This window comes from Neolewinella marina (assembly GCF_002631205.1).
Lineage (GTDB): Bacteria > Bacteroidota > Bacteroidia > Chitinophagales > Saprospiraceae > Neolewinella > Neolewinella marina.
This window is the reverse complement of the sequence record NZ_PDLO01000001.1, coordinates 1,058,536-1,079,069: the sequence shown is the minus strand read 5'-3', so window position 1 is coordinate 1,079,069 and position 20,534 is coordinate 1,058,536. Positions and strand designations below refer to the sequence as shown.

The 20,534-nt window shown below is 63.0% G+C and carries 18 protein-coding genes; 8 read left to right on the top strand and 10 right to left on the bottom strand.

Going from position 1 to position 20,534, the window contains the following annotated elements; genetic code table 11:
• Positions 1–23: 23 nt before the first annotated feature.
• On the bottom strand, positions 24–1,511 hold the full coding sequence (locus CGL56_RS04450; protein WP_099105271.1) for a Na+/H+ antiporter NhaC family protein: 1,488 nt from the start codon (positions 1,509–1,511) through the stop codon (positions 24–26).
• Between the two features lie 130 nt (positions 1,512–1,641).
• Between CGL56_RS04450 and CGL56_RS04445 the strand changes: the two genes are divergently transcribed.
• Genes CGL56_RS04445 through CGL56_RS04435 form a run of 3 tightly spaced genes read left to right on the top strand, consistent with a single transcriptional unit; the run spans position 1,642 to position 3,596 of the window.
• Positions 1,642–1,920 carry a hypothetical protein gene (locus CGL56_RS04445; RefSeq protein WP_143470605.1) on the top strand — a complete coding sequence of 93 codons (279 nt, stop codon included), beginning with the start codon at positions 1,642–1,644 and terminating at the stop codon, positions 1,918–1,920.
• A gap of 3 nt (positions 1,921–1,923) precedes the next feature.
• On the top strand, positions 1,924–2,823 hold the full coding sequence (locus CGL56_RS04440) for a TIGR01777 family oxidoreductase (protein ID WP_099105269.1): 900 nt from the start codon (positions 1,924–1,926) through the stop codon (positions 2,821–2,823).
• Positions 2,820–3,596 carry a TIGR03915 family putative DNA repair protein gene (locus CGL56_RS04435; protein WP_099105268.1) on the top strand — a complete coding sequence of 259 codons (777 nt, stop codon included), beginning with the start codon at positions 2,820–2,822 and terminating at the stop codon, positions 3,594–3,596. The genes CGL56_RS04440 and CGL56_RS04435 overlap by 4 nt, the downstream gene beginning before the upstream one ends.
• On the opposite strand, the gene CGL56_RS04430 is transcribed toward CGL56_RS04435, so the two are convergent.
• From CGL56_RS04430 to CGL56_RS04415, 4 genes are all read right to left on the bottom strand, one after another.
• Entirely contained in the window at positions 3,574–4,056 is a 483-nt protein-coding gene (locus tag CGL56_RS04430; RefSeq protein WP_099105267.1) for a GNAT family N-acetyltransferase, read from the bottom strand. The genes CGL56_RS04435 and CGL56_RS04430 overlap by 23 nt on opposite strands.
• A complete protein-coding gene (hpt, locus tag CGL56_RS04425) occupies positions 4,056–4,616 on the bottom strand; it encodes a hypoxanthine phosphoribosyltransferase (protein WP_099105266.1) in 561 nt (186 codons plus the stop codon). Before hpt ends, CGL56_RS04430 begins: the two co-directional genes overlap by 1 nt.
• 434 nt (positions 4,617–5,050) lie before the next feature.
• Positions 5,051–5,587, bottom strand: coding sequence for a hypothetical protein (locus CGL56_RS04420; RefSeq protein ID WP_099105265.1), 537 nt, complete (start codon positions 5,585–5,587; stop codon positions 5,051–5,053).
• 50 nt (positions 5,588–5,637) lie between these two features.
• Positions 5,638–7,806: an outer membrane protein assembly factor BamB family protein gene (locus tag CGL56_RS04415; RefSeq protein ID WP_099105264.1), complete on the bottom strand. Its 2,169-nt coding sequence runs from the start codon at positions 7,804–7,806 to the stop codon at positions 5,638–5,640.
• Between the two features lie 97 nt (positions 7,807–7,903).
• Here CGL56_RS04415 and CGL56_RS04410 point away from each other — a divergent pair, with 97 nt between their 5' ends.
• A complete protein-coding gene (locus CGL56_RS04410) occupies positions 7,904–9,079 on the top strand; it encodes a cystathionine gamma-synthase (RefSeq protein WP_099105263.1) in 1,176 nt (391 codons plus the stop codon).
• A gap of 3 nt (positions 9,080–9,082) precedes the next feature.
• On the opposite strand, the gene CGL56_RS04405 is transcribed toward CGL56_RS04410, so the two are convergent.
• The 4 genes from CGL56_RS04405 to CGL56_RS04390 all read right to left on the bottom strand — a co-directional run bounded on the left by CGL56_RS04405 (position 9,083) and on the right by CGL56_RS04390 (position 15,871).
• Complete coding sequence (locus CGL56_RS04405; RefSeq protein ID WP_099105262.1) at positions 9,083–10,369, bottom strand: aminotransferase class I/II-fold pyridoxal phosphate-dependent enzyme; 1,287 nt, start codon at positions 10,367–10,369, stop codon at positions 9,083–9,085.
• Positions 10,370–10,385: 16 nt separating this feature from the next.
• Positions 10,386–11,099 carry an NUDIX hydrolase gene (locus CGL56_RS04400; RefSeq protein ID WP_099105261.1) on the bottom strand — a complete coding sequence of 238 codons (714 nt, stop codon included), beginning with the start codon at positions 11,097–11,099 and terminating at the stop codon, positions 10,386–10,388.
• Positions 11,100–11,147: 48 nt separating this feature from the next.
• Positions 11,148–12,578 (bottom strand): nicotinate phosphoribosyltransferase, encoded by a 1,431-nt coding sequence (locus CGL56_RS04395; protein WP_167641484.1) that lies wholly within the window; start codon positions 12,576–12,578, stop codon positions 11,148–11,150.
• A 71-nt stretch (positions 12,579–12,649) separates the two neighbouring features.
• Positions 12,650–15,871, bottom strand: coding sequence for a S41 family peptidase (locus CGL56_RS04390; protein ID WP_167641485.1), 3,222 nt, complete (start codon positions 15,869–15,871; stop codon positions 12,650–12,652).
• A 65-nt stretch (positions 15,872–15,936) separates the two neighbouring features.
• Here CGL56_RS04390 and CGL56_RS04385 point away from each other — a divergent pair, with 65 nt between their 5' ends.
• The 3 genes from CGL56_RS04385 to CGL56_RS04375 all read left to right on the top strand — a co-directional run bounded on the left by CGL56_RS04385 (position 15,937) and on the right by CGL56_RS04375 (position 18,546).
• A complete protein-coding gene (locus tag CGL56_RS04385) occupies positions 15,937–17,451 on the top strand; it encodes a M20/M25/M40 family metallo-hydrolase (RefSeq protein ID WP_099105260.1) in 1,515 nt (504 codons plus the stop codon).
• 65 nt (positions 17,452–17,516) lie between these two features.
• Positions 17,517–18,026 (top strand): FKBP-type peptidyl-prolyl cis-trans isomerase, encoded by a 510-nt coding sequence (locus CGL56_RS04380; protein ID WP_099105259.1) that lies wholly within the window; start codon positions 17,517–17,519, stop codon positions 18,024–18,026.
• Between the two features lie 130 nt (positions 18,027–18,156).
• A complete protein-coding gene (locus CGL56_RS04375) occupies positions 18,157–18,546 on the top strand; it encodes a four helix bundle protein (protein WP_099105258.1) in 390 nt (129 codons plus the stop codon).
• Between the two features lie 144 nt (positions 18,547–18,690).
• Here the strand turns inward: CGL56_RS04375 and CGL56_RS04370 are convergent, their stop codons facing one another.
• Positions 18,691–20,082: a dipeptidase gene (locus tag CGL56_RS04370; protein ID WP_099105257.1), complete on the bottom strand. Its 1,392-nt coding sequence runs from the start codon at positions 20,080–20,082 to the stop codon at positions 18,691–18,693.
• Positions 20,083–20,235: 153 nt separating this feature from the next.
• On the opposite strand from CGL56_RS04370, the gene CGL56_RS04365 reads away from it, so the two are divergent.
• Positions 20,236–20,526 (top strand): PLD nuclease N-terminal domain-containing protein, encoded by a 291-nt coding sequence (locus CGL56_RS04365; protein ID WP_167641486.1) that lies wholly within the window; start codon positions 20,236–20,238, stop codon positions 20,524–20,526.
• The last annotated feature ends 8 nt before the right edge of the window (positions 20,527–20,534 follow it).

Below are 20,534 nucleotides of genomic sequence, written 5' to 3'. Positions count from 1 at the left end.
CAACGTTTCAGCGTTGGACGAACTCACATCAGCCCCAAAATCAGGTACAACCCCGCCGCAATACCCCCCGCCAGACCGGCGTAGGGCAGCTGGGTCTTTACGTGGTCGATGTGGTCGGTGGCCGAGGCCAGGCTCGACAGGATGGTGGTATCCGAAATCGGGGAGCAGTGGTCGCCGAAAACACCCCCGCCCAGTACCGCGGCGATGGCCATGAGCACGTTGGCGTCCATCTCCTGGGCCATCGGTACGGCAATGGGGATCATGATGGCAAAGGTGCCCCAGCTGGTCCCGGTGCTGAAGGCAATGAAGCAGGTGACCACGAACACCAGGAAAGGTACCAGCCCCGGTGAAAGCCACCCCCGCGCCAGCTCCGATACGTAGATACCCGTCTCCAGTTTCTTGCAGAGCGCGCCGATGGCGAAGGCCAGCAGCATCAGCAGGGCCAGGGGAATGAGACCGGCAATGCCCTTCAGGACGAGGTCGACCGACTCCCGGATGCCGAAGATGCCCTGGGCCTTGTAGATCGCCATGGACACCAGGATGGCGATGGTCACCGAGGTGAGCACGGCCGTGGAGCCACTGCCGCTGCCGATCGATTGGAAGAGCATGGCACCCGCGCCCGCGCCCTCCCCCAGCAGCGTTCGGGCGTCCGCCCAGCCCGTATACGCCAGCATGAAGGGCATACACACCACCATGACCACGATGGGTACCACCATGTTGAAGGCCCGGTGTTCGATGCCTTCCTTGGCCTCCACGCTGGTGAGCGATTCGTCGACTACCGGCTGGGCATTGTCGTTGAGCACCTTGCCCGCCCGCGCCCGCCGCTCGGCGTGTTTCATGGGGCCCCACTCCACGCCGGTGAGCACCACGATGGGCACCAGCGCCAGGGCCGCGAAGGCGTAGAAGTTGTAGCTGAGCGCCTGCAGCATGGTACCAAAGGGGTTGGCGAAGCCCTCGGCCGCCAGCAGGGTCATGATGAAGGCCCCCCAGCCGTTGAAGGGGATGAGGATGGAACTCGGGGCCGAAGAGGAATCGGCGATGTAGGCCAGCTTCTCCCGGCTCAGTCCGAGCTTGTCGAAGATCGGACGGTAAAGCGTACCCACCGTAAGTACGCTGATGCTCGATTCCACGAAGACCAGCACCCCGGTGATCCACGCCAGCAGCTGTACCACGATGCGGCTGGACCCGTCCTTGCGGTCCTCGTAGGCCCGCAGCCGCCGGTCGATGCTCTCGATGAAGCCATTCACGCCCCCGCTGCGCTGCATGAACACGATGAGGGCCCCCACCAGGGCGCAGAACATGATGGTGCGTGTGTTGCCAGCGTCGGCGAAGACGTCGACCAGCCCCTGCAGGGTGTCCAGGAAGCCCAGCCACGGGTTGCCGCCGGCCAGGATCACGTAGCCCAGGAAGATGCCGACGATGAGGGATATGAAGACCTGCCGCGTCAGGATGGCCAGGACAATGGCGATAACGGGCGGCAGCAGGGTGAGAAAACCGAGGGTTTCGGACATGGAGGATCGGATGGTATGGGGCGTAACCCGCCGGAGATGGGGGCGGCGGCGCGCGGGTGCAATGCTGAGCAAACCTAAACATTAGCCCGCCAATCCACGGTTAGTAGGGTAGGATCAATGCCCAACCCGGATGGCTACTACAATAAAAACAATCGACCACAATTTAATCAAAGCCTTCGCCAAGTCGCGCAACGGTTCACCCGCCATGGTCGACCAGGTCGCCGACGGCTACAGCAGCCAACCCCTGCGGATCCACTTCGACGACCGCGATAACGAGGATACCTTCGACCTCAATCCCGTAAGCTGGGAAGTCTTCTTCGCCGAGATGCGCAACCGGGAACTCGCCCTGGCCTACGAGGAAGACGGCGACGACCCCTACTACTACGAGTTCGTACCCGCAAACGGTTAAGTCATGGCGGTTGTACTCATCGGCGGGGGCACCGGATTCGTGGGCATGCACCTGTCGCGCCGACTGCGCCGCGACGGCCACGAAGTGCGGCACCTGAGCCGCTCTCCCGATCCCGACGCCGAATTCCCCGCATATTACTGGGACGTAGACATCGGTGCCATCGACGAGACGGCCTTCCGCGACGTCAGTTACGTGATCAACCTGGCCGGCGCCGGCATCGCCGACGCCCGCTGGACCGACGAGCGCAAACGGGTGATCATCCGCAGCCGCACCGAATCCACCCGCCTGCTGACCGCAACCCTGTCCCGCCTCGGCATCACCCCCGCCCTCTACCTCTCGGCCAGCGCCATCGGTTACTACGGCGACCGCGGCGAGGAACTAATCACCGAGGATGCGCCCCCGGGACACGGCTTCCTGAGCGAATCCTGCCTGGCCTGGGAGACGGCGGTGGAAGAAGTCAGCCGCCTGGGCATTCCCACCTTCATCAACCGCACCGGAATCGTACTCCACCCGGACGAAGGCGCGCTGCAAAAAATGCTCATTCCCCTGAATGCCTGGACCTCCACCTATTTCGGCAGCGGACAGCAGTACTACAGCTGGATCCACATCGAAGACATCGTAGGCATCTACGCCTACGCCTTGGAGCACCGCCTCACGGGTATCTATAATGGCTGTTCGCCGAACCCCGTCCGCAACCGCCACTTCGCCGCGGCCCTCGGTCCGGCTCTCGGTAAAAGTGCCCTGGTGCTGCCGGCTCCCGAAGCCGCCCTGAAGCTGGCCCTCGGGGAGATGAGCCACACCGTCCTGGACAGCGCCCGCTGCTCAGCGGATCGCATACAGGGCGCCGGCTACCGCTTTGCCTACCCCGAACTAAGCCAGGCCCTCGAACAACTGCTGGGGTGACCTTTACCTACGACGGCACCTTCCCGGGCCTGCTCTCGGCCATCTTCGAAGCCTTCCGCCTGAAGGCCGAAGGGGTGGATATCGTGGCGGAGGACCGCTATCAGCAGCAACTGTTTGCGGCGGCCATTCCCGTAGCCACCGAGGCAGATCACGCGAAGCGGGTAGCCGCCGGGCTGAAGAAGCGCAGCGGAAACGACAAGGTCGTGGAACTCCTGCACCACGCCTTCCTCACCGAACAGCCGGAGGTGGAGCGGCTGATCTACTATTTTGTCCAGCGGCAGATGGCCGTCCATGCCCTCGACGTGAGCAAGGACGCAAGCGACGACCGCATCCGCCAACTGCTGCGGTTAAAGCAGCAGATGGGTCGGGAAGTCCACCGCATGCACGCTTTCGTTCGCTTTCAACAAACACCGGATGGGATGTACGCGGCCCTCGTCAATCCCGACTTCAATTGCCTCCCCCTCATCGGCGACCACTTCGCCGCCCGCTACCCAGCCATGGAATGGCTTATCTACGATACCCGCCGGCACTACGGCCTGTACTGGGACAGCCAGTTGAAAAAAGCCAGTTTCATCACCCTGGACGCCGAGCAGGACGGAAGACTGCGCAGCCTCTCCGAACAGCAACTGGACGAATCCGAAACGGGGTATCAGCAACTGTGGCAGACCTATTTCCGGGCCGTGGACATTCCCGAACGGCAGAACCTGAAACTCCACCTCCAGCACGTCCCGAAACGCTACTGGAAATACCTCACCGAAAAGACCGGATCATAAAGCGGTCGCAGCCGGAATGTCCCGTATTCCCCAGGGGAGCCGCCAGGGGGGTGAAGCCGTAGCTGGCGTACAGCCTGACCGCGGCGGTCATGGCCCGCACCGTTTCCAGGTACATCCGTTCGTAGCCATCGGCCTCAGCGGCCTGCAGGCACTTCTCCAGCAGCATCCTTCCGCCACCCAGTCCGCGGCTTTCAGGGAGGAGGTACATCTTGCGCAGCTCACATACCGTGCCGTCGCCACCCGCGAGGGGAGCGTAACCGCCCACGCCCACGGGCCGTCCGTCCTGGGTGAGCATATAATAGGCCGACCGGGGGGCGGAGTAGGCGGCGTACATGTCCGCCAGTTCCGGGTCGTTGATGGAGAACCCCTCGCCGACGCAGTTGAATTCCGGCATGACCGTACGGACGATGCGGGCTACTATGGGGTTGTCGGCCGGGGTGATGGGGCGCAGTTGCAGCATCAGTAGGATTCGTCGAGTTGATAGATGGCGGGCAGATTGCGGCCCAGCCCGTCGTAGTCCAGTCCGTAGCCCACCACGAATTTACTGGGAATGGTGAAGCCAACAAGGTCAACCGGCACCGGCACCTGCTGGGCTTCGGGCTTGTGGAGCAGGGTGACGAGGGTGATGGACCTGGGTTGTAGCTCCCGGAGCATGGGCAGGAAAGCCTGCATGGTGAGTCCGCTGTCGATGATGTCCTCTACAAGGACGATGTCCTTGCCGCGGATCAGCTCGGCTTCCGGCGGAATCAGCAGCTTTACCTGGCCCTCTGAGCGGGTACCCGAGTAACTGCTGGTGCGCACGAAGCAGACTTCCCCGTGGAGGCCGCTGGCCCGCAACAGGTCAGCGGCGAATACGAAAGCTCCCTTCAGCATGACCACAAAGCAGGGATCGCCACCGTAGAGCCGGCGGCTCAACTCCTCACCGAGCTCCCGGACGCGGGATTCCAGTTCCTCCGCCGACAGGAAAGGACGGAAGTGGAGCTCGTGTAGCTGGATGCGATTGGTGATCGGGGCGGACATAAATAAGCAAGTTTTTACGACGTGAAAACAACCGCGTGGAACCTTCCGGGGAACCTGAGGTGTCGTCAGCGATTATTCGCCGATGGCCTGGAAGGAACATAATTACGGATGAATGAATTCGGCAAAATTATATTTCAGAAAATAGCATGTGACAATCAAATTGTCGGGACATGAAAATGTGTTGATTTTGTCATTTATGGAATTTCCGATTAAAATTGGGCAGATTGTGGGCCGTTCGGAAGGAAAGTTTTACGACAGCGTAAAATTCCCAAATACCGGAATCGCAGGATTTATGGGGGATAAGTGTAAAAATCACTGTTTTTAGCCCTTATATTTGAATCAACGCTTGGCCAACCGGCCTCACCGGCGTTTGAAAATAATTTGGTTTTATTTGGTTAGGGCTGAGGTAGTGCTGTGGTGGCACTGCCTCTTTTTTATTTCCACCGTACGGTAATATCGGCGTCGAGGTCATCCCCGAAGCGGTTCACCTGATCGGTGTGCAAGTGGTAGCCGCTGAGGGGGTCGTAGACAAGGTGGTGGTCGCCCTGGCTGAGCACGGTCCCCGTCTTGCGGATGATTTCCACCCGGATCGGGCGGTCATCGCGGCTCACCACCGTAAGCCGGCGGGTCTGCATACTGCTGTCGATTGCGGTGTAGGTGCGAACGAGGCGACCTTCGGATTCCTGTTTGTCTACGGTATACTTGTCGAGGTAGGCCGGTTTATTGATGTCGGCCTCCCGGAAGACCTTCAGGTCGTTGGCAAAGTTGAGGTCGCTGAGCTCCTTGGTTTCCGTGGTACCGTTCAGGTGGATGGTCTTGGTCACCGTGGTTCCTGCCTGCTCCAGGCTATCGACCTGGGCATCCATGTAGGAGGCCAGGTCAAAAAAGGGTTCCTCGGTCATCTCTTCCCGGAGTTCGTCGGCGTAGCAGCCGGTAAGGAGGAGGGGAAGCAAGAGGAAGCGAATCAACATGCCGGTTGGGGTTTGGCATATAACGCACGATCGCCGGAATAGTCGAATCCTCACTCTGGCAGGGCGAAGGCGACGTAGCGGTCGCCGGAAGGCGTGCCCAGCTTGCCACCCCCGCAGGCCACGACCACGTACTGGCGGCCGCTCACGGAGTAAACCGAGGGGGTGGCGTAGCCCGCCGCCGGCAGGGGGGCTTCCCACAACAATTTGCCGTCGCGGCTGCGGAAGGCGCGGATCTTCTCGTCCAGGGTAGCGGCGATGAAGACCAGTCCGCCAGCCGTAGCCACCGGGCCGCCGTAGTTTTCACTGCCCGTACTGCGGATGCCGCGTTCCACCAGGTCGGGGTATTCACCGAGGGGTACCTGCCAGCGGATATCTCCTTTGTCGAGGTCGATGGCCGTCAGGGTGCCCCAGGGCGGGGACGTTATGGGGTGGCCGTCGCTGGTCTTCAGCCGCTTGTAGCCGTCCATAATGTAGGGGTAGGGCCAGGCGCCCTCGCCGGTGGCCTCTTCCTTGTCGCTTGCTCCGGCCTCGGCCGTGATCTCTTCGGGGGAAGCATCCGCGTCCAGGGTGAGCAGCCACTCGGCCACGGCCTTCACCTGTTCGTCGGTCAACCAGCCGATGGCCGGCATGGCCCCGCGGCCGTTCCGAATCAGCTGAGTGATCGCGGGTGCATCGAGGCGGTCGGCCAGTCCGAGGAGCGATGGACTCTGGAATACGCCCCCGCCCCGCAGGTCGGCACCGTGGCAGGCCTGGCAGCCAATGGCGTAGACGCCCCGCCCGGAGTCTGCGCCAGCCAGTCCTTCCACCGGATTCATCTTCAGCATCCAGGGCATTTCGTTGGCGTTGACGAACAGAAGTCGATCACTCGGCGACCAGGCCGCGCCGCCCCATTCGGCCCCGCCGTCGAAGCCCGGAAACATTATAGTGCCTTCCTCACTCGGGGGCAGGAAGGGGCCTCCGTACCGGCTGCGGGCCAGCAGTTCCCGCGCTTCGCGGTTCATCGTGGTGTCGAAAGGGTAGAGGTCTTCCGGCGTCAGTTCCTGTCGGGTGAAGGGTGGGGGGGAAGTGGGTATGGGTTGGGTGGGGCTGCTGTACTCCCCGGCCAGGTCGGAAGCCGGGAAGGGCCGTTCTTCCACCGGGAACAGGGGCGTACCACTATCCCGGTCAAAGAGAAAGAGGTACCCGCCCTTGGTGGTCTGGGCCACCGCCTCGATGTCCCGGCCCCCGTGGTTGACGGTCAACAGCACGGGCGGTGCCGGCAGATCGCGATCCCAGACGTCGTGGTGGACGGTTTGGTAGTGCCAGATTCGCTCGCCGCTGCGGGCGTCGAGCACCAGCACGGAGTTGGCGTAGAGGTTGTCGCCGGGGCGGTTGCCGCCGTAGAAGTCGTAGGAGGCCGAGCCCGTAGGAATAAAGACGTGTCCACGCTCCGCGTCCAGGCTCATGCCGGCCCAGGCGTTGGCCCCGCCGGTCAGCGGGGATCGTTCCGCCGGCCAGGTTTCGACGCCGGGGGTGCCGGGGTCCGGCAGGGTCTTGAAGGTCCACCGCAGCGCCCCGGTATGGAGGTCAAAGGCCCGGATGTGGCCGGGGGCCGCGCCGAGGTCCTCGCTCACCCGCCCACCGACGATAATGAGGTCCTCGAAGATGATCCCCGGGCTCGTTGAGACGACAAATTGCTCCCGCGCCGCGTCGCCCAGCCCGGTATGCAGGTCCACCCGGCCCCCTGTGCCGAAGGTGGTCACCGGCTGTCCCGTAGTGGCGTCGAGGGCGTAGAGGAAGGCCCCGGCGGGGTAGTAGATACGCCGTTCTTCTCCGTCGGTCCAGTAGCTCAGTCCGCGGTTGGTACCCATGCCGAAGAGTTCCTCACTGAATACGGCCGGGTCGAAGGTCCACCGCTCCCGCCCGGTGGCGGCGTCCAGGGCGAAGGCCTTGAGGCGGGGGTTGGTGCCGTAGAGGACCCCGTCAACGATGAGGGGGTTACACTGGATCTGGCCGCGGTTGAGGGAGTCAAGGTCACCGGAGGCGTAGGACCAGACCTGGGTCAACCGGGCAACGTTCCCGGTGTCGATTTGCTGAAGGGCACTGTACTGGGTGGTGGCCCGGTCGCCGAGGTAGTGGGCCCAGTTCGCGGGATCTTCCTGGGAGGGCTCCGACCCGGAGCAGGCGAACAGCATCGCAAGCAGGCAGAAACCGCAACTGCGGCTACGGGATATCTTCATCCGGGTAATATCGCAATTCGGCCACTCATCCTTGCCCCGCGAGCCGTCCCGTTCAACTACGCTACCTTACAGCTGTTAATACGCCCAAACCAAGAGTATGAAAGCCGCCCCCGACGCCAACTTTGCCACCCAGTGTATCCACGGAGGACTGGAGCCCGACCCCCAGACCGGAGCCGTGATGACCCCCATTTACCAGACTTCCACCTACGCCCAGTCGGCCCCCGGCGAGCACAAGGGCTACGAGTACGCCCGCACCGGCAACCCCACCCGTACCGCCCTGCAGAACAACCTGGCCGCCCTGGAAAAGGGGAAGTTCGGCATCTGCTTCAGCAGCGGCCTGGCGGCCATGGACGCCATCCTGCGCACCCTGCGCCCCGGCGACGAGGTGCTGGCCAGTGACGACCTCTACGGAGGCAGCTACCGCCTGCTCACCGCCGTACTGGGCAACTTCGGACTGAAGAGCCGCTTCGTGGACATGCGCGATGCCGACCGGCTGGCCGAACTGATCACCGACGAGACCAAGCTCCTCTGGATCGAGACGCCCACCAACCCGATGCTCAATATTGTAGATATCGAGGCCCTCACCGCCCTGGCCCGCGAACGGAATATCCTCACCTGCGTCGATAACACCTTCGCCAGCCCCTACCTGCAGCAGCCCCTGGAACTGGGCGCCGACCTCGTGCTGCACAGCGCCACCAAATACCTGGGAGGCCACAGCGACGTGGTGATGGGCGCCGTCATTACCCGCGACGAGGAGCTCGCCAAGAAAATCTACTACCTCCAGAACGCCGTCGGCGCCGTACCCGGTCCCCAGGACTGCTTCCTGGTCCTCCGCGGCATCAAGACCCTCCACCTGCGCGTACAACGCGCTTGCGAGAACGCCCGCCGCATCGTGGAGGTACTGCAGCAGAACGACCTGGTCGCCAACGTCTACTACCCGGGACTCGCCGATCACCCCCGCCACGATATCGCCAAGCGGCAGATGCGCGACTTCGGCGGTATGGTCAGCTTCGACCTCAAGGAGGATACCCTGGAAGCGGCCACCCAAGTGATGAAGAACACCCAATACTTCACCCTGGCCGAAAGCCTCGGGGGAGTAGAGAGCCTGATCGGCCATCCGGCCTCCATGACCCACGCCAGCATTCCGCGGGAGCAGCGCCTCAGCGTAGGCCTGACCGACAGCCTCATCCGCCTCAGCGTAGGCGTAGAGGACGCCGAGGACCTGGTGAAGGACCTGGAGCACGCCCTCGCCGCGGCCGTAGCGGTCGGGTAACCGTCAGGTGGCGGATCCCCGCCGCACATTGAGGAATTGAGATAACCGCCGCATGGCCTCCGCCAGAGCGGCGGTGCTCACTCCGCTATATACGATGCGGAACCACCCGGCTTCGGGCTGCCCCAAACCTCCCGGGGCGGTGAGCAGTACTCCCGTCTCCGTGAAAATGGCCGCCCAAAGTGCTTCAGCGGCCTCCCGGTTCCGTTCCGGCAGGTAGCCAGAAAAGTCTGCCCACACGAAAAGGCTGCCCCGCGCGGGGGTGTAAGGCACTTTCAGTTCGTCAAGGGCGTCGGTTACCGTCCGGTAGGCGGCGGTAAGCAACCGGGCGTTCCGCTCCTGGAAGGCAGTGACCCAGGCGTCGTCCTCCAGCAGTCGGGCCAGTAGCCACTGGGTGGGATTACTGATCTGGTGGGGAGCGTTGTAGTTGCCGTAGGCCTGACGGAAGGTCTCGTTGCGGCTGTACAACAACCCCACCCGGAATCCGGAGATGCCGAAGTCCTTCGAGAAAGAGTACCACCAGTGGAGGTAGGGACTGTCGCGCTGCTCCAGGTAGGGGAGGAAAGAAACGAAGGGGGCGGTGTGCTCCAGACCTGCCGTCTGTCGGTCGAACCGGCTCAGGGCATAGATTTCGTTCACGATGAGGTGAATCTGGTGGCGGATGCACCATTCGGCGATCTCCCGCAGCTGCGCCTCGCCGTAGATGGCGCCCGTCGGGTTATCGGGCTGGGTAAGGACCAGCATACGAAACCTGGTGCCCAGCGTCTCCCGGGCCGTATCCAGCTCCCGGAGGGAGAGGGGGTGCTCTTCCGGTCCGAAGGGGCGAGCATAGTGGGTTATGTCGTGGCGCAGCAGCCCCGCCTTGTTCTGGATGTCGGGCAGGTAGGCCTGGTAGGCGGGCGCGGGGAACACCGCGTAATCACCAGCGTCTCCGAGGCACATGGCACTCACCTCCACTACGGCCGTGGCACCCGCGCTCCCGCAAAAATGATCCGCCGCAAGGGGCTGCCCCGCGATGTGTCGGCTGACGAAACCGGCCACGGCCTCCCGGAAATCCGGCGCACCCCCCAGCTGGGTATAGGCGGCCATCCACTCGGGCCAGGGCTGGTCGCGGGCGATCGCCTGCAGCTTGTCGCGCATGGCGTCCCACTGCAGCAGGTTCTCAGCGATGCAAAGCGCGATGGCCCCGGTGGTATTGTCGGGGGCGTAGGGGTTTTCCGATGCCTGGGAAAGGAAGTCCAGGTCGGGCCGCAGCGGCTCATCCGCTTTCCGGCGTCCTCGTTGGGAGAGCATGGGCAGGGTTTGTGGGTTAGATTTCGAAGTCCAGCGCCCGCCGCAGCACGCCGGAGTCGCGCTGCTCCACGAGCTGCTGGTAGGTGGCCTCGTTGAAGCGGTACAGGATGGCCGGGCGGTGGGCGACGTTCTGCTGGCGGCCTACCTCTTCCAGGATGCCCGTACGCAGGATGCGGGTGCGGAAGTTGCGCTTGTTAAATTCCGGTACGCCCAAGATGGTTTCGTAGAGCGCCTGCAGCTCACCCAGGGTAAACTCTTCCGGCAACAGCTCAAAGCCGATGGGCTGGTACCTCACCTTGGCCCGCAGTCGGGTGGTGGCCAACTTGATGATCTCGGCGTGGTCGAAGGCCAGCTCCGGTAGTTTATCCAGGCTAAACCAGGCAACTTCCGAGGCGTCCGAAGCGGCGGCGGCGGGGTGTTTGCTCAGGTTTACGAGGGCGTAGTGGGCCACGCTGATGACGCGGCCACGGGGGTCGCGGCCGGGCTTGCCGAAGGTGTAGAGCTGCTCCACGAAGAGGTCCTTCACGCCGGTTTCTTCCTCCAGTTCCCGCAGGGCGCCTGCTTCCAGGTCCTCGTCCATTTCCACGAATCCGCCGGGCAGGGCCCACTGTCCCTGGTAGGGATCGCTGCCACGCTGGATCAGCAGCAGCTTGAGGTCGTGGCCACCGTCGTAGCCGAATACTACCACGTCGACGGTGACGGAGGGGCGGGGGTGTTCGTAAGTTGGCACGGTTGGTATACTTTTTCTTTGAAAGTTGTGGGCTGTCAAAAGCGGACTTTAGTGTCGGAGCAGGGCTTCCTTCTCGGCGAGCAGTTCGGGGGCCAGTCCGTAGTGGAAACCGCTCCAGTCCAGCGCCGTCCATTCTTGCCAGTTTTTCAGGGCGCGGGCGCGGGTGCCGGGTAAGTCCGGGGCGCGGTAAACGGGGCTGCCGTCGCGATAGATTGGCAGGAGCAGTTCGCGGCTCTCTCCCGACAGGGTTTGGTGAACGCCTGCGGTGTCGACCAGTCCGGGGGAGGGTGTCCCCTCCAGGACGTTGTACAGCTGGCTGGCCACGGGCCGATCATTCTGGTAGAAGCGGCGCACCGCCAGTTTGCCCGGTTGGCTCGACTTCGCGGCCCGCTCGGAGCCCTTCACCCGCGATTCCCACACCCCGGCCTCGTTCTGCACGGCGGCCAGCTTGTAGACCCCGCCCAGGGCGGGCTGGTCGTAGGCGGTGGCCAGGCGGGTGCCGATGCCCCAGACGTTGATCCGGGCGCCGGCGGCCTTCAGGTCGCGGATGGCGTATTCGTCGAGGCTGTCGCTGGCCACGATGCTGGCGTCGGGGAAGCCGGCCTCGTCCAGCAGCTGGCGGGCCTGGATCGACAGGGTGGTCAGGTCTCCGCTGTCGAGGCGGATGCCGCTCATTTCGTAGCCGCGCGTTCTCAGTTCGCGGCCTACGGTGATGGCATTGCGGGTGCCCTCCAGGGTGTCGTAGGTGTCCACCAGAAAGATGCAGTTGGCCGGCAGCACCTCCGCGTAGGCCTCGAAGGCGGTCAGTTCGTCGGGGAAGACCATCACCCAGCTGTGGGCGTGGGTGCCCCGCACCGGAATGTCGTAATACCGTCCGGCCCAGACGTTGCTGGTAGCGTCGCAGCCCCCCAGGTAGGCCGAGCGGGAGGCGGTGAGTCCCCCGTCGATGCCCTGGGCGCGGCGCAAGCCGAATTCCAGCACCGGATCGTCGCCGGCCGCGGCCTTGATGCGGGCCGCCTTGGTGGCGATGAGGGTAGAGAAGTTCATCACCGTCAGCAGGGCGGTTTCCAGCAGCTGCAGTTGCAGCAGCGGCCCCTCGATCCGCAGCAGCGGCTCCTGCGGCAGTACGATCTCCCCCTCGGGCACCGCGTCGACGTGGCCGGTGAATTTCATCCGCTGGAGGTAATTCAGGAAGGGCTCCCGGAAGAGGGGACTGCCGTCGTCGCTCTTCAACCGGCCGAGGTATTGCACGTCGTCGGCGCTGAAACGGAAATTCTCAATCAGGTCCATCGCCAGCGGCAGGCCAGCCGCCAGGGCACAGTGCCCCCCGAAGGGCGGCCTGCGGTAAAAGAGGTGAAAGATGGCCCGCCGCTCGTGCATCCGCTCGTGGTAGTATCCGGCGGCCATGGTAAGCTCGTACAGGTCGGTCAGCAAGCCGAAGCCCGGCCGGTATACCCGGGAAAGATGAGAAAGGGCCATTCCTTAGTTTAGAATTTAAACAAAGGTACGGCGCTCCGGCTTAGTGGCCAACCGGGCCGGGGTTCGTCCTGCTAGAACTTCGCGCTGCCCCGCTTCTCGAAGGGTGGCGGACTGGGCCGCTCGACCGGGTTCTCCTCCAGTTGTTTGAGCACTTCTTCGATGGCACGCTCCAGCTGGGGGTCGCGGCCGGCCATGACCTCGGCCGGGAATTGCTCCACGGTGATGTCGGGGGCCACCCCCTCATTCTCTACCCGGTAGCCGTTCTCGTCCCAGAAGGCCACGTTGGGGGCGGTGACGGAGCCGCCGTCGATGAATTCCGGGTACCCCAGTACCCCCACCAGGCCACCCCAGGTCCGCTTGCCAATGATGGGGCCCAGGTCGTTTTGCCGCCACAGGTAGGGGAAGAGGTCGCCCCCCGAGCCGGCGGTTTCGTCGATCAGCAGCACCTTCGGCCCCTGGATGGAGGCCACCGGCGCGTGCTGGATCTCGCCGTAGCGGTAGGTCCAGCTGTTCTGGTAGGGGCGCATCAGCAGTTCGATGTAGTAGTCGGCGATCTGCCCGCCTCCGTTGAATCGCTCGTCGACGATGATGGCTTGCTTGTTCACCTGGGGGAAGAAGTAACGCTTGAAGTAGGTGAAGCCCCCGCCCCCGGTGTTGGGCACGTACACGTAGGCCACCCGTCCGTCGGTGGCTTCGTCGACCTTGCGCAGGTTGCCTTCCACCCAGGCGCGGTTGCGCAGACTGTATTCCCGCTCGACCGGGGTTACCGTTACGGTGCGGGATCCGGTACCGTCGGCGTTCGGGCCCACGGTGATCTCCACGTTGCGGCCGGCCGTGCGCTCGAAGAAGCGGTAAAGGTTGTCGGCGGCGGTCACCGGCTGCCCGTTCACCGCCAGCAGGTAGTCGCCTACTTCCACGTTGACGCCGGGCTCCATCAGGGGAGCGGCGAGGTCCTGGTTCCAGTTCAATCCGCCGTAGATCCGCGCGAAGCGGTAGCGGTTGTTGGCTACCTCGTAGTCGGCGCCCAGCAATCCGCCGGGAACGGTTTCCTCCTCCTCCAGCGGGGTGCCGGAGCTGCCAAAGCGGTGGTGGCCCACGCCCAATTCACTGCCCATCCACCGCATCACGCGGTAGAGGTCGGCGCGGGTCTTTACTTCCGGCAGGAAGGGGGCGTACTTCTCTTTCATGGCGTCCCAGTCCACGCCGTGCATGTTGGGGTCGTAGAAGTAGTCGCGGTTCACCCGCCACATTTCGTGGAAGATGTTGGCCCACTCCGCGGGCGGATCGATGCGGACACTGAGCTGGTAGTCGTCGGCCGGTTTCAGGTCGTCGGCCTTGGGTTCCTCGACCGGGGTTACGCCGTAGCGGTCGCCCTGCCGCACGAGTAGCTTCTTGCCGTTTGCCGTGAGGGAGAAGCCGTCGGCGTCCATGAGTTTCTTCGCTTCCCGGTCCTTCAGGGTGAAACGGTGCATGGCCGATCCCGCGTCGGTGGTTTCCAGGTACAGCAGTACGCCTTCTTTCGGGCTAACGAGGTTGCTGTAGTTGCCGTTGGGCACCGGCAGGTGGACGACGCGGTTCTCCAGCCCCTCGAAGTCGATGGTGATGGGGGAGGGGGTGGCCGGTTCGTCGTCCTTTTCGTCTTCCTCATCGTCCGCCGCCGGTTCTTCCTGGTCGTTGCGGTGCTGGAGGGGATTGACCACCTCATCCTGGAGGGTGATCAGATAGAGATCGTTGGTGGCGCGCATGTCGTTGCTCGACTGCTGGAACCAGTTCACCACGGGGCCGGCGTCGGTGGAGACCGCCAGGTACAGGTACTTGCCCGAGGGGTCGAAGGTGGGCGCGGTCACGTTCGCCAGTCCGTCTGTAGCCGGGCGGGACTCCCCGGTCCGGGTGTCGTAGAGGTAAGCGCGCTCGAAGTTGGTGGCGGTGATTCTGGTGTAGGCCAGGTAGCGGCCGGCGGGCGACCAGGAGCCGAAGAGGTCGCGGTAGGCCCCGGGGCCGTAGTTCGTGTCCTGGTCCACGCGGCGCAGCTGGCCATTGGCGACGGTAAGCACGTAGAGGTTGCGGCCGTTGTCGACGAAGGCGATCTGCTTGCCGTCCGGCGACCAGTGGGGGTGGGCGTAGAAGCCCGTCCCGTTCAGGGCAATGCTCCGCGTTTCTCCCGTTGCGGCGGAGCGCAGGTGCAGGGCGTACTCCCCGGAAGCGTCGCTGAAGTAGGCGATGGTGCGCCCGTCCGGCGACCACGCCGGTTCGTTTTCGTGGGTGCCGGGCGTTTGGGTCAGGTTCTGCACGTCACCGTGCTCCGTCGGTGCGGTCAGGATCTCTCCCCGGTAGCCGAATACCAGTCGGGCGCCCGAGGGCGAGCTGCCCACCGAACGGATGTGCTCGCTGCCGGAAACGTAGCGGGGGCGGATGTCCAGGATGTCGGCGTTCACGGTGATGTCCAGCCGCGTACTGCGCCCGGTACCGGGGTCGAAAAGATGGAGGTAACCCGCCTGCTCGAACACCAGGGTTCCGGCCCCGGCACTGAGGCTCAGTACGGGAAAATCGGCGAAGGAGGTGAGCTGGTCGACGCTTCCACCGTCCGGGTCGTAGGCGTAGAGGTTGTACTCCCCGGCGCGGTCGCTGCGGAAGTACACCTTGCCGTCCAGCCACTGGGGAGCGGAATCGTTGCTGCCGCCCTCCGGCTGGGGGATTTCCACCACGGAGCGGTCCGTGGTGTCGAAGATCCAGATGCGGGAGATGGTGCCACCCCGGTAGCCCTTCCACATGCTGGAGGCGTCGTAGAGGGGGGTGTAGGCGATGTAGCGCCCGTCGGCGGAATAATCGGCCGCGAAGGCAGTGGGGATGTTCAGGGGCTCTACCTGTCCGCCGTCGAGGCCGATGGTGAACAGCTGGTTGTAGCGGTTGGTGAACACCTCGCGGCGGGAGGTGAAGAGGATGCGGTTGCCGTCCGGGGTGAAGGCCTGCACCTCATCGTCGTAGGGGTGCCAGGTCAGCCGCTGGGGGATGCCGCCCCGGGTTGGAACGGTGTATACGTCCACGTTCCCGTCGTAGGCGGCGGTAAAGGCGATGGTTTGTCCGTCGGGACTGAAGACGGGATGGTACTCCTCTCCGTCGCCGATGGTCAGGCGGCGTACGTTGTTGCCGTCCCGGTCGGCCACCCACAGGTCACCCGCGTAGGCGAAGGCGAGGTGGGTTTCACTGATCGCCGGGTCAGACAGCAGGCGGGTCTGGGCGGACAGGGTAATGGAGAGCAGGAGGAACAGCCCGGTGAGCATTTGGCAGGTCATGGCAGGGATTTCGGTTGGATTGAAAAGTATACATATCTCCCGACATCGGTGGCTATCTTGCCCGTATGAAGGTTTTCCCCATACTGTTTATCTGTCTGCTTGCCTGTCCGCTCCTGGGTCAGCGGCCCGCCCCCACCCGGATCGACGAAATCGGCCGACAATACGCCGATGCCACCTTTCCGGAGCTGATCGAACTCCTCAGCCTGCCCAATGACGCCCACTTCCCGGCGGATATCGAGCGCAACATCGCCTGGTGCGAGGCAGCCTTCGCCCGCCGTGATTTCAGCCTGCAACGCATCGAAACGCCCACTGTGCCGCTGCTGTTGGCCCAGCGCAAGGTGGCCGATGCAAGCAAGACCGTGCTGGTCTACCTGCAGGTAGACGGACAGCCCACCGATACCAGCCGTTGGGAACAGGAAAACCCCTTCCTCCCGGTCATCAAACGGCGGAGTGGTGCGGAGGAAGCCTGGCAAATCGTAGATGCGTACACCCCTGAGAACTTGCTTGACGACGACCGGGTTTTCGCGCGTTCGGCCTCCGACGCCAAAGGGCCCATCGGGATGTTCCTGGCCGCGCTGAATGCGGTAGCCGACCTCGGACTCGCCCCCAACTATAACCTCAAGGTCATTATGGATTTTGAGGAGGAAATCGGCTCCCCCCGGCTGCCGGCCGCGGTAGAACGCCACCAGGAACTGCTCGCGGCGGACATGCTCATCATCTTCGACGGACCGCTTCACCCCAGCAACCAGCCCACCCTGAAGTTTGGCGCCAGGGGGATCGCCGACGTAACCCTGACCACCTACGGACCGATAGCCCCCCAGCACAGCGGGCACTACGGCAATTACGCCCCCAACCCCGCCCTGGCCCTGGCCCAGCTGCTCGCCTCGATGAAAGACGCTGACGGGCGCGTACTCATCCCGGGATACTACGATGGCGTACAACTGGACGACAGCACCCGTGACCTGCTGAACAGCGTACCCGACGACGAAGCCGAGATCCGCGACCGCCTGCAGATCGGCCGGGTAGACAGCGTTGGACGGAGCTACCAGGAGTCCATCCAGTATCCCTCCCTCAACATCCGGGGGATGCGCAGCGGCTGGATCGACGACGAGGTACGCACCATCATCCCCGCCTGGGCCCGGGCCGAACTCGACCTGCGCCTGGTACTCGAATCCAACCCGGATCGCCTGATCCAGCTCATCCACGATCATATCGCGGGCCAGGGCTATCACGTACTCGACCGGGAACCCACCAAAGCGGAACGACTGGTCCACCCCCGTATCGCCACCCTTACCTCCCAGGTCTTCTACCAGTCGTTCCGTACGGATTTCGACTCCGAGGTTGGCCAATGGCTGCAGCGGGCCCTCACCTACGTGCACGGACAGCAACCGGTGATGATCCGCATGACGGGAGGTTCCATTCCCATCGCACCCTTCGTGGTCACCCTGGACATTCCCGCGGTCACCGTCCCTACCGTAAATATGGACAACAACCAGCACAGCCCCAACGAAAACCTCCGCATCGGAAACTACCGGGATGGCGTGAAAACGATGATCGGCATTCTGACGGAAACCCTGTAGTTCCGGTTTCCCCGGCACCCGCGCGCCGCCGCCAACAATTTGCCGGATCGGACGCTTTACTAGCCATGACCGTAGCCGAACACAGCATTGTAACCATGACCTACGAAGTCCGGGACGGTGGCCCCTCGGGCACCCTCCTGGAGCGGATGGACGTTAATTACCCCTTCAAGTTCATGTTCGGCACGGGCCGCATGCTCCCCGCCTGGGAACGTCGGATCTACGGGCTCAAGAGCGGGATGGGCTTCAGCTTCCAGCTGAGCCCGGACGACGCCTACGGACAGCGCAGCGACGACCACATCCTCACGGCGCCCATCCACATCTTCCAGAATGAGCGGGAGCAGATCGAGCCCGGACTCCTGGAGCGCGGGCAGTACATCACCCTGACCGACTCCTCCGGCAAGGACGTCAACGCCAAGGTGATCGACTGGAACGACAAGCAGGTCACCCTCGACGCCAACCACGCTCTGGCCGGCAAGACGCTCTTCTTCTCGGGCGCTATCCTGGACGTACGCGAACCCACGGTCGACGAGCTCATCCGCAAGCAGTACATCGACGAGGGTGGGGTGCGGCGGTGATGGAAGTACGAAGGTTGAAGTACGAAGTCTTAAGTACAAAGGTTAAAGTGAGCAGGTTACAAGCCGGATAATTACAAACAATTTGTTTTGATTATAGGAGGGGTTTATCTTTAGAATCAAACCACTTGCTATGCATAACCACGAACTGGAGGAACGACTGTTGGACTTCAGCGTCCGGTGTTCCAAATTATGCCGGGCATTGCCCACCCGTAAGTATTACGATGCTGATCACGTGGCAAAGCAGTTGTTGCGTGCGGCAACCCATGCGGGCTTCCACTATCCGGAGGCGCGATCAGCGGAATCGACAAAGGACTTTCTTCACAAGCTGAAGGTCATGCTGAAGGAATTGCGGGAGTCGAGAGCGGAACTAAGATACATTCAGCGCTTGGAGTACCTGGCCCCCGGCAGGGTGCAACCGCTGGTCCAGGAGGCGAATGAACTTATAGCCATGTTCACCGCTGGAACCAGGAAGCTCTCGGACAAGATGGTACAAAGGTCGACAGCGGAAAAGGCTGGTTAAGGAGTCATAGCCAAGCCACCCCGTCCAGTATCCAAATACTGAGCGGCACCTCCGTACTTTCTACTTTGTCCTTCAGACTTCGTACTTCCTCCCTTTGTACTTTCTACTTTGTCCTTCAGACTTCGTACTTCAGACTTCGTCCTTTCAGACCCCATCCTTCATACGCGAATACGCCTGGAAGAACTCGGGCACCGTCTCGATCCCCTTGTAGAAGTTCCACAACCCGAAGTGCTCATTGGGGCTGTGCAGTCCGTCGGTGTCGAAGCCGAAGCCCATCAGGATGCTCTCTACGCCCAGTACTTCCTTGAACTTGGCGACGATGGGGATGGATCCGCCCTCGTACATCGGCACAGGTTCCCGGCCAAAGGTTTTCTTGACCGCATCCGCCGCGGCTCGGTACTCGGCCGTATCGGTGGGGGTTACGTAGGGGTTACCACCGTGGTGGGGCTTCACTTCCACCTTCACCGTTTCGGGGGCGATGCTTTTGAAGTGGTCGCTGAACAGCTGGGTGATCTTCTCGTGGTCCTGGTTGGAAACCAGGCGCATGCTGATCTTGGCGTTGGCCACGGCGGGGATTACCGTCTTGGAACCCTCACCCGTGAAGCCGCCCCAGATGCCGTTCACGTCTAGGGTGGGCAGGATGCCAGTGCGTTCGTAGGTGGTGTAGCCCTTTTCGCCTTCCAGGCCGAAGACGCCGGGGCTGTCCATGTACTCCTGGGCGTCGAAGGGGGCGTCGCGCATCAGCTGCCGGTCGCGCTCGCTGGGGAACTGCACGTCGTCGTAGAAGCCGGGGATGGTGATGTGCTTGTTCTCGTCTTTCAGGCTGGCGATCATGTCGCAGAGGACATTGATGGGGTTGGCTACCGCCCCGCCGAAGAGACCGGAGTGCATATCGGCCCGGGCGCTGCGCACCTTCACGTCGAGGTAGGTGAGGCCGCGCAGTCCGACGGTGATGCTGGGGTGGTCCTTGCTCAGCAGGCTGGTGTCGGAGATCAGGATCACGTCCGAAGACAGCATCTCCTTGTGCTCCGTGATGAAGGGGATGAGGTTGGGGCTGCCGATCTCCTCCTCTCCTTCGATCATGAACTTGACGTTGCAGGGCAGGTTGCCGGTCTGAATCATGGCTTCCACGGCCTTGACGTGGATGAACATCTGCCCCTTGTCGTCAGTAGCTCCGCGGGCGAAGATGGCCCCGTCGGGGTGGTGCTCGGTCTTGCGGATGGTGGGCTCGAAGGGGGGAGTATCCCACTCATCCAGCGGGTCGGCGGGCTGAACGTCGTAATGGCCGTAGATGAGTACGGTGGGCAGGTCATCGCTCAGGTGCTTTTCCCCGTACACGATGGGGTGGCCGGCGGTGGGGTAGAGCTTGGCGCGGTCGAGTCCGGCGCGCACCAGGTATTCCTGTACCTGCACGGCGCAGTGGTGGGTGTCCTGCTTGTGCTCGGGGGCGGTGCTGATGCTGGGGATGCGAATGAGGGCCTTGAGCTCCTCCAGGAAGCGGTCGCGGTTTTCTTCGAGATATTGCTGGGTGGTCATGGGTCAGATTTTATTCCCCTAACGCGTAAACGCGGGGCAGGTTAAGGCGGGAACGCGGGTGCAATGATACTAAGGCGGGGCCTCCCGGCGACGTGGTGGCCCGCTGAACATCGGGGCCATCCCCCCCGGTTATAACAGCAAATGCACCCTACCATGAATATCCGCAAGCCCAATTCCCTCTTTCTGCTGCCCGCCCTGGCCCTGCTCCTGACCGCCTGTGGGGAGGAAGTCAGCGCCGGTGAGGCCGTCGCCGGCGGCATCGGCATCTGGGCCATCGGCAGCCTCCTGCTGCTGATCCTGGTCGTACTGGCCGTGATCGACCTCATCAGGAAGCCCTACCCAATGGAAAAGAAACTGATCTGGGGGGCCATCATCCTGTTCCTGCCTTACCTGGGGGCCATCCTCTATTTTCTGATCGGGCGGAACCGGTCGTCGGTATTCTAGGGCTTAGT

Excerpts from the sequence above, each read along its gene's own strand:
- CGL56_RS04450 (WP_099105271.1), bottom strand. The coding sequence starts at position 1,511 with ATGTCCGAAACCCTCGGTTTTCTCACCCTGCTGCCGCCCGTTATCGCC.
- CGL56_RS04445 (WP_143470605.1), top strand. The coding sequence starts at position 1,642 with ATGGCTACTACAATAAAAACAATCGACCACAATTTAATCAAAGCCTTC.
- CGL56_RS04440 (WP_099105269.1), top strand. The coding sequence starts at position 1,924 with ATGGCGGTTGTACTCATCGGCGGGGGCACCGGATTCGTGGGCATGCAC.
- CGL56_RS04430 (WP_099105267.1), bottom strand. The coding sequence starts at position 4,056 with ATGCTGCAACTGCGCCCCATCACCCCGGCCGACAACCCCATAGTAGCC.
- hpt (WP_099105266.1), bottom strand. The coding sequence starts at position 4,616 with ATGTCCGCCCCGATCACCAATCGCATCCAGCTACACGAGCTCCACTTC.
- CGL56_RS04420 (WP_099105265.1), bottom strand. The coding sequence starts at position 5,587 with ATGTTGATTCGCTTCCTCTTGCTTCCCCTCCTCCTTACCGGCTGCTAC.
- CGL56_RS04415 (WP_099105264.1), bottom strand. The coding sequence starts at position 7,806 with ATGAAGATATCCCGTAGCCGCAGTTGCGGTTTCTGCCTGCTTGCGATG.
- CGL56_RS04410 (WP_099105263.1), top strand. The coding sequence starts at position 7,904 with ATGAAAGCCGCCCCCGACGCCAACTTTGCCACCCAGTGTATCCACGGA.
- CGL56_RS04405 (WP_099105262.1), bottom strand. The coding sequence starts at position 10,369 with ATGCTCTCCCAACGAGGACGCCGGAAAGCGGATGAGCCGCTGCGGCCC.
- CGL56_RS04395 (WP_167641484.1), bottom strand. The coding sequence starts at position 12,578 with ATGGCCCTTTCTCATCTTTCCCGGGTATACCGGCCGGGCTTCGGCTTG.
- CGL56_RS04390 (WP_167641485.1), bottom strand. The coding sequence starts at position 15,871 with ATGACCTGCCAAATGCTCACCGGGCTGTTCCTCCTGCTCTCCATTACC.
- CGL56_RS04385 (WP_099105260.1), top strand. The coding sequence starts at position 15,937 with ATGAAGGTTTTCCCCATACTGTTTATCTGTCTGCTTGCCTGTCCGCTC.
- CGL56_RS04380 (WP_099105259.1), top strand. The coding sequence starts at position 17,517 with ATGACCGTAGCCGAACACAGCATTGTAACCATGACCTACGAAGTCCGG.
- CGL56_RS04375 (WP_099105258.1), top strand. The coding sequence starts at position 18,157 with ATGCATAACCACGAACTGGAGGAACGACTGTTGGACTTCAGCGTCCGG.
- CGL56_RS04370 (WP_099105257.1), bottom strand. The coding sequence starts at position 20,082 with ATGACCACCCAGCAATATCTCGAAGAAAACCGCGACCGCTTCCTGGAG.
- CGL56_RS04365 (WP_167641486.1), top strand. The coding sequence starts at position 20,236 with ATGAATATCCGCAAGCCCAATTCCCTCTTTCTGCTGCCCGCCCTGGCC.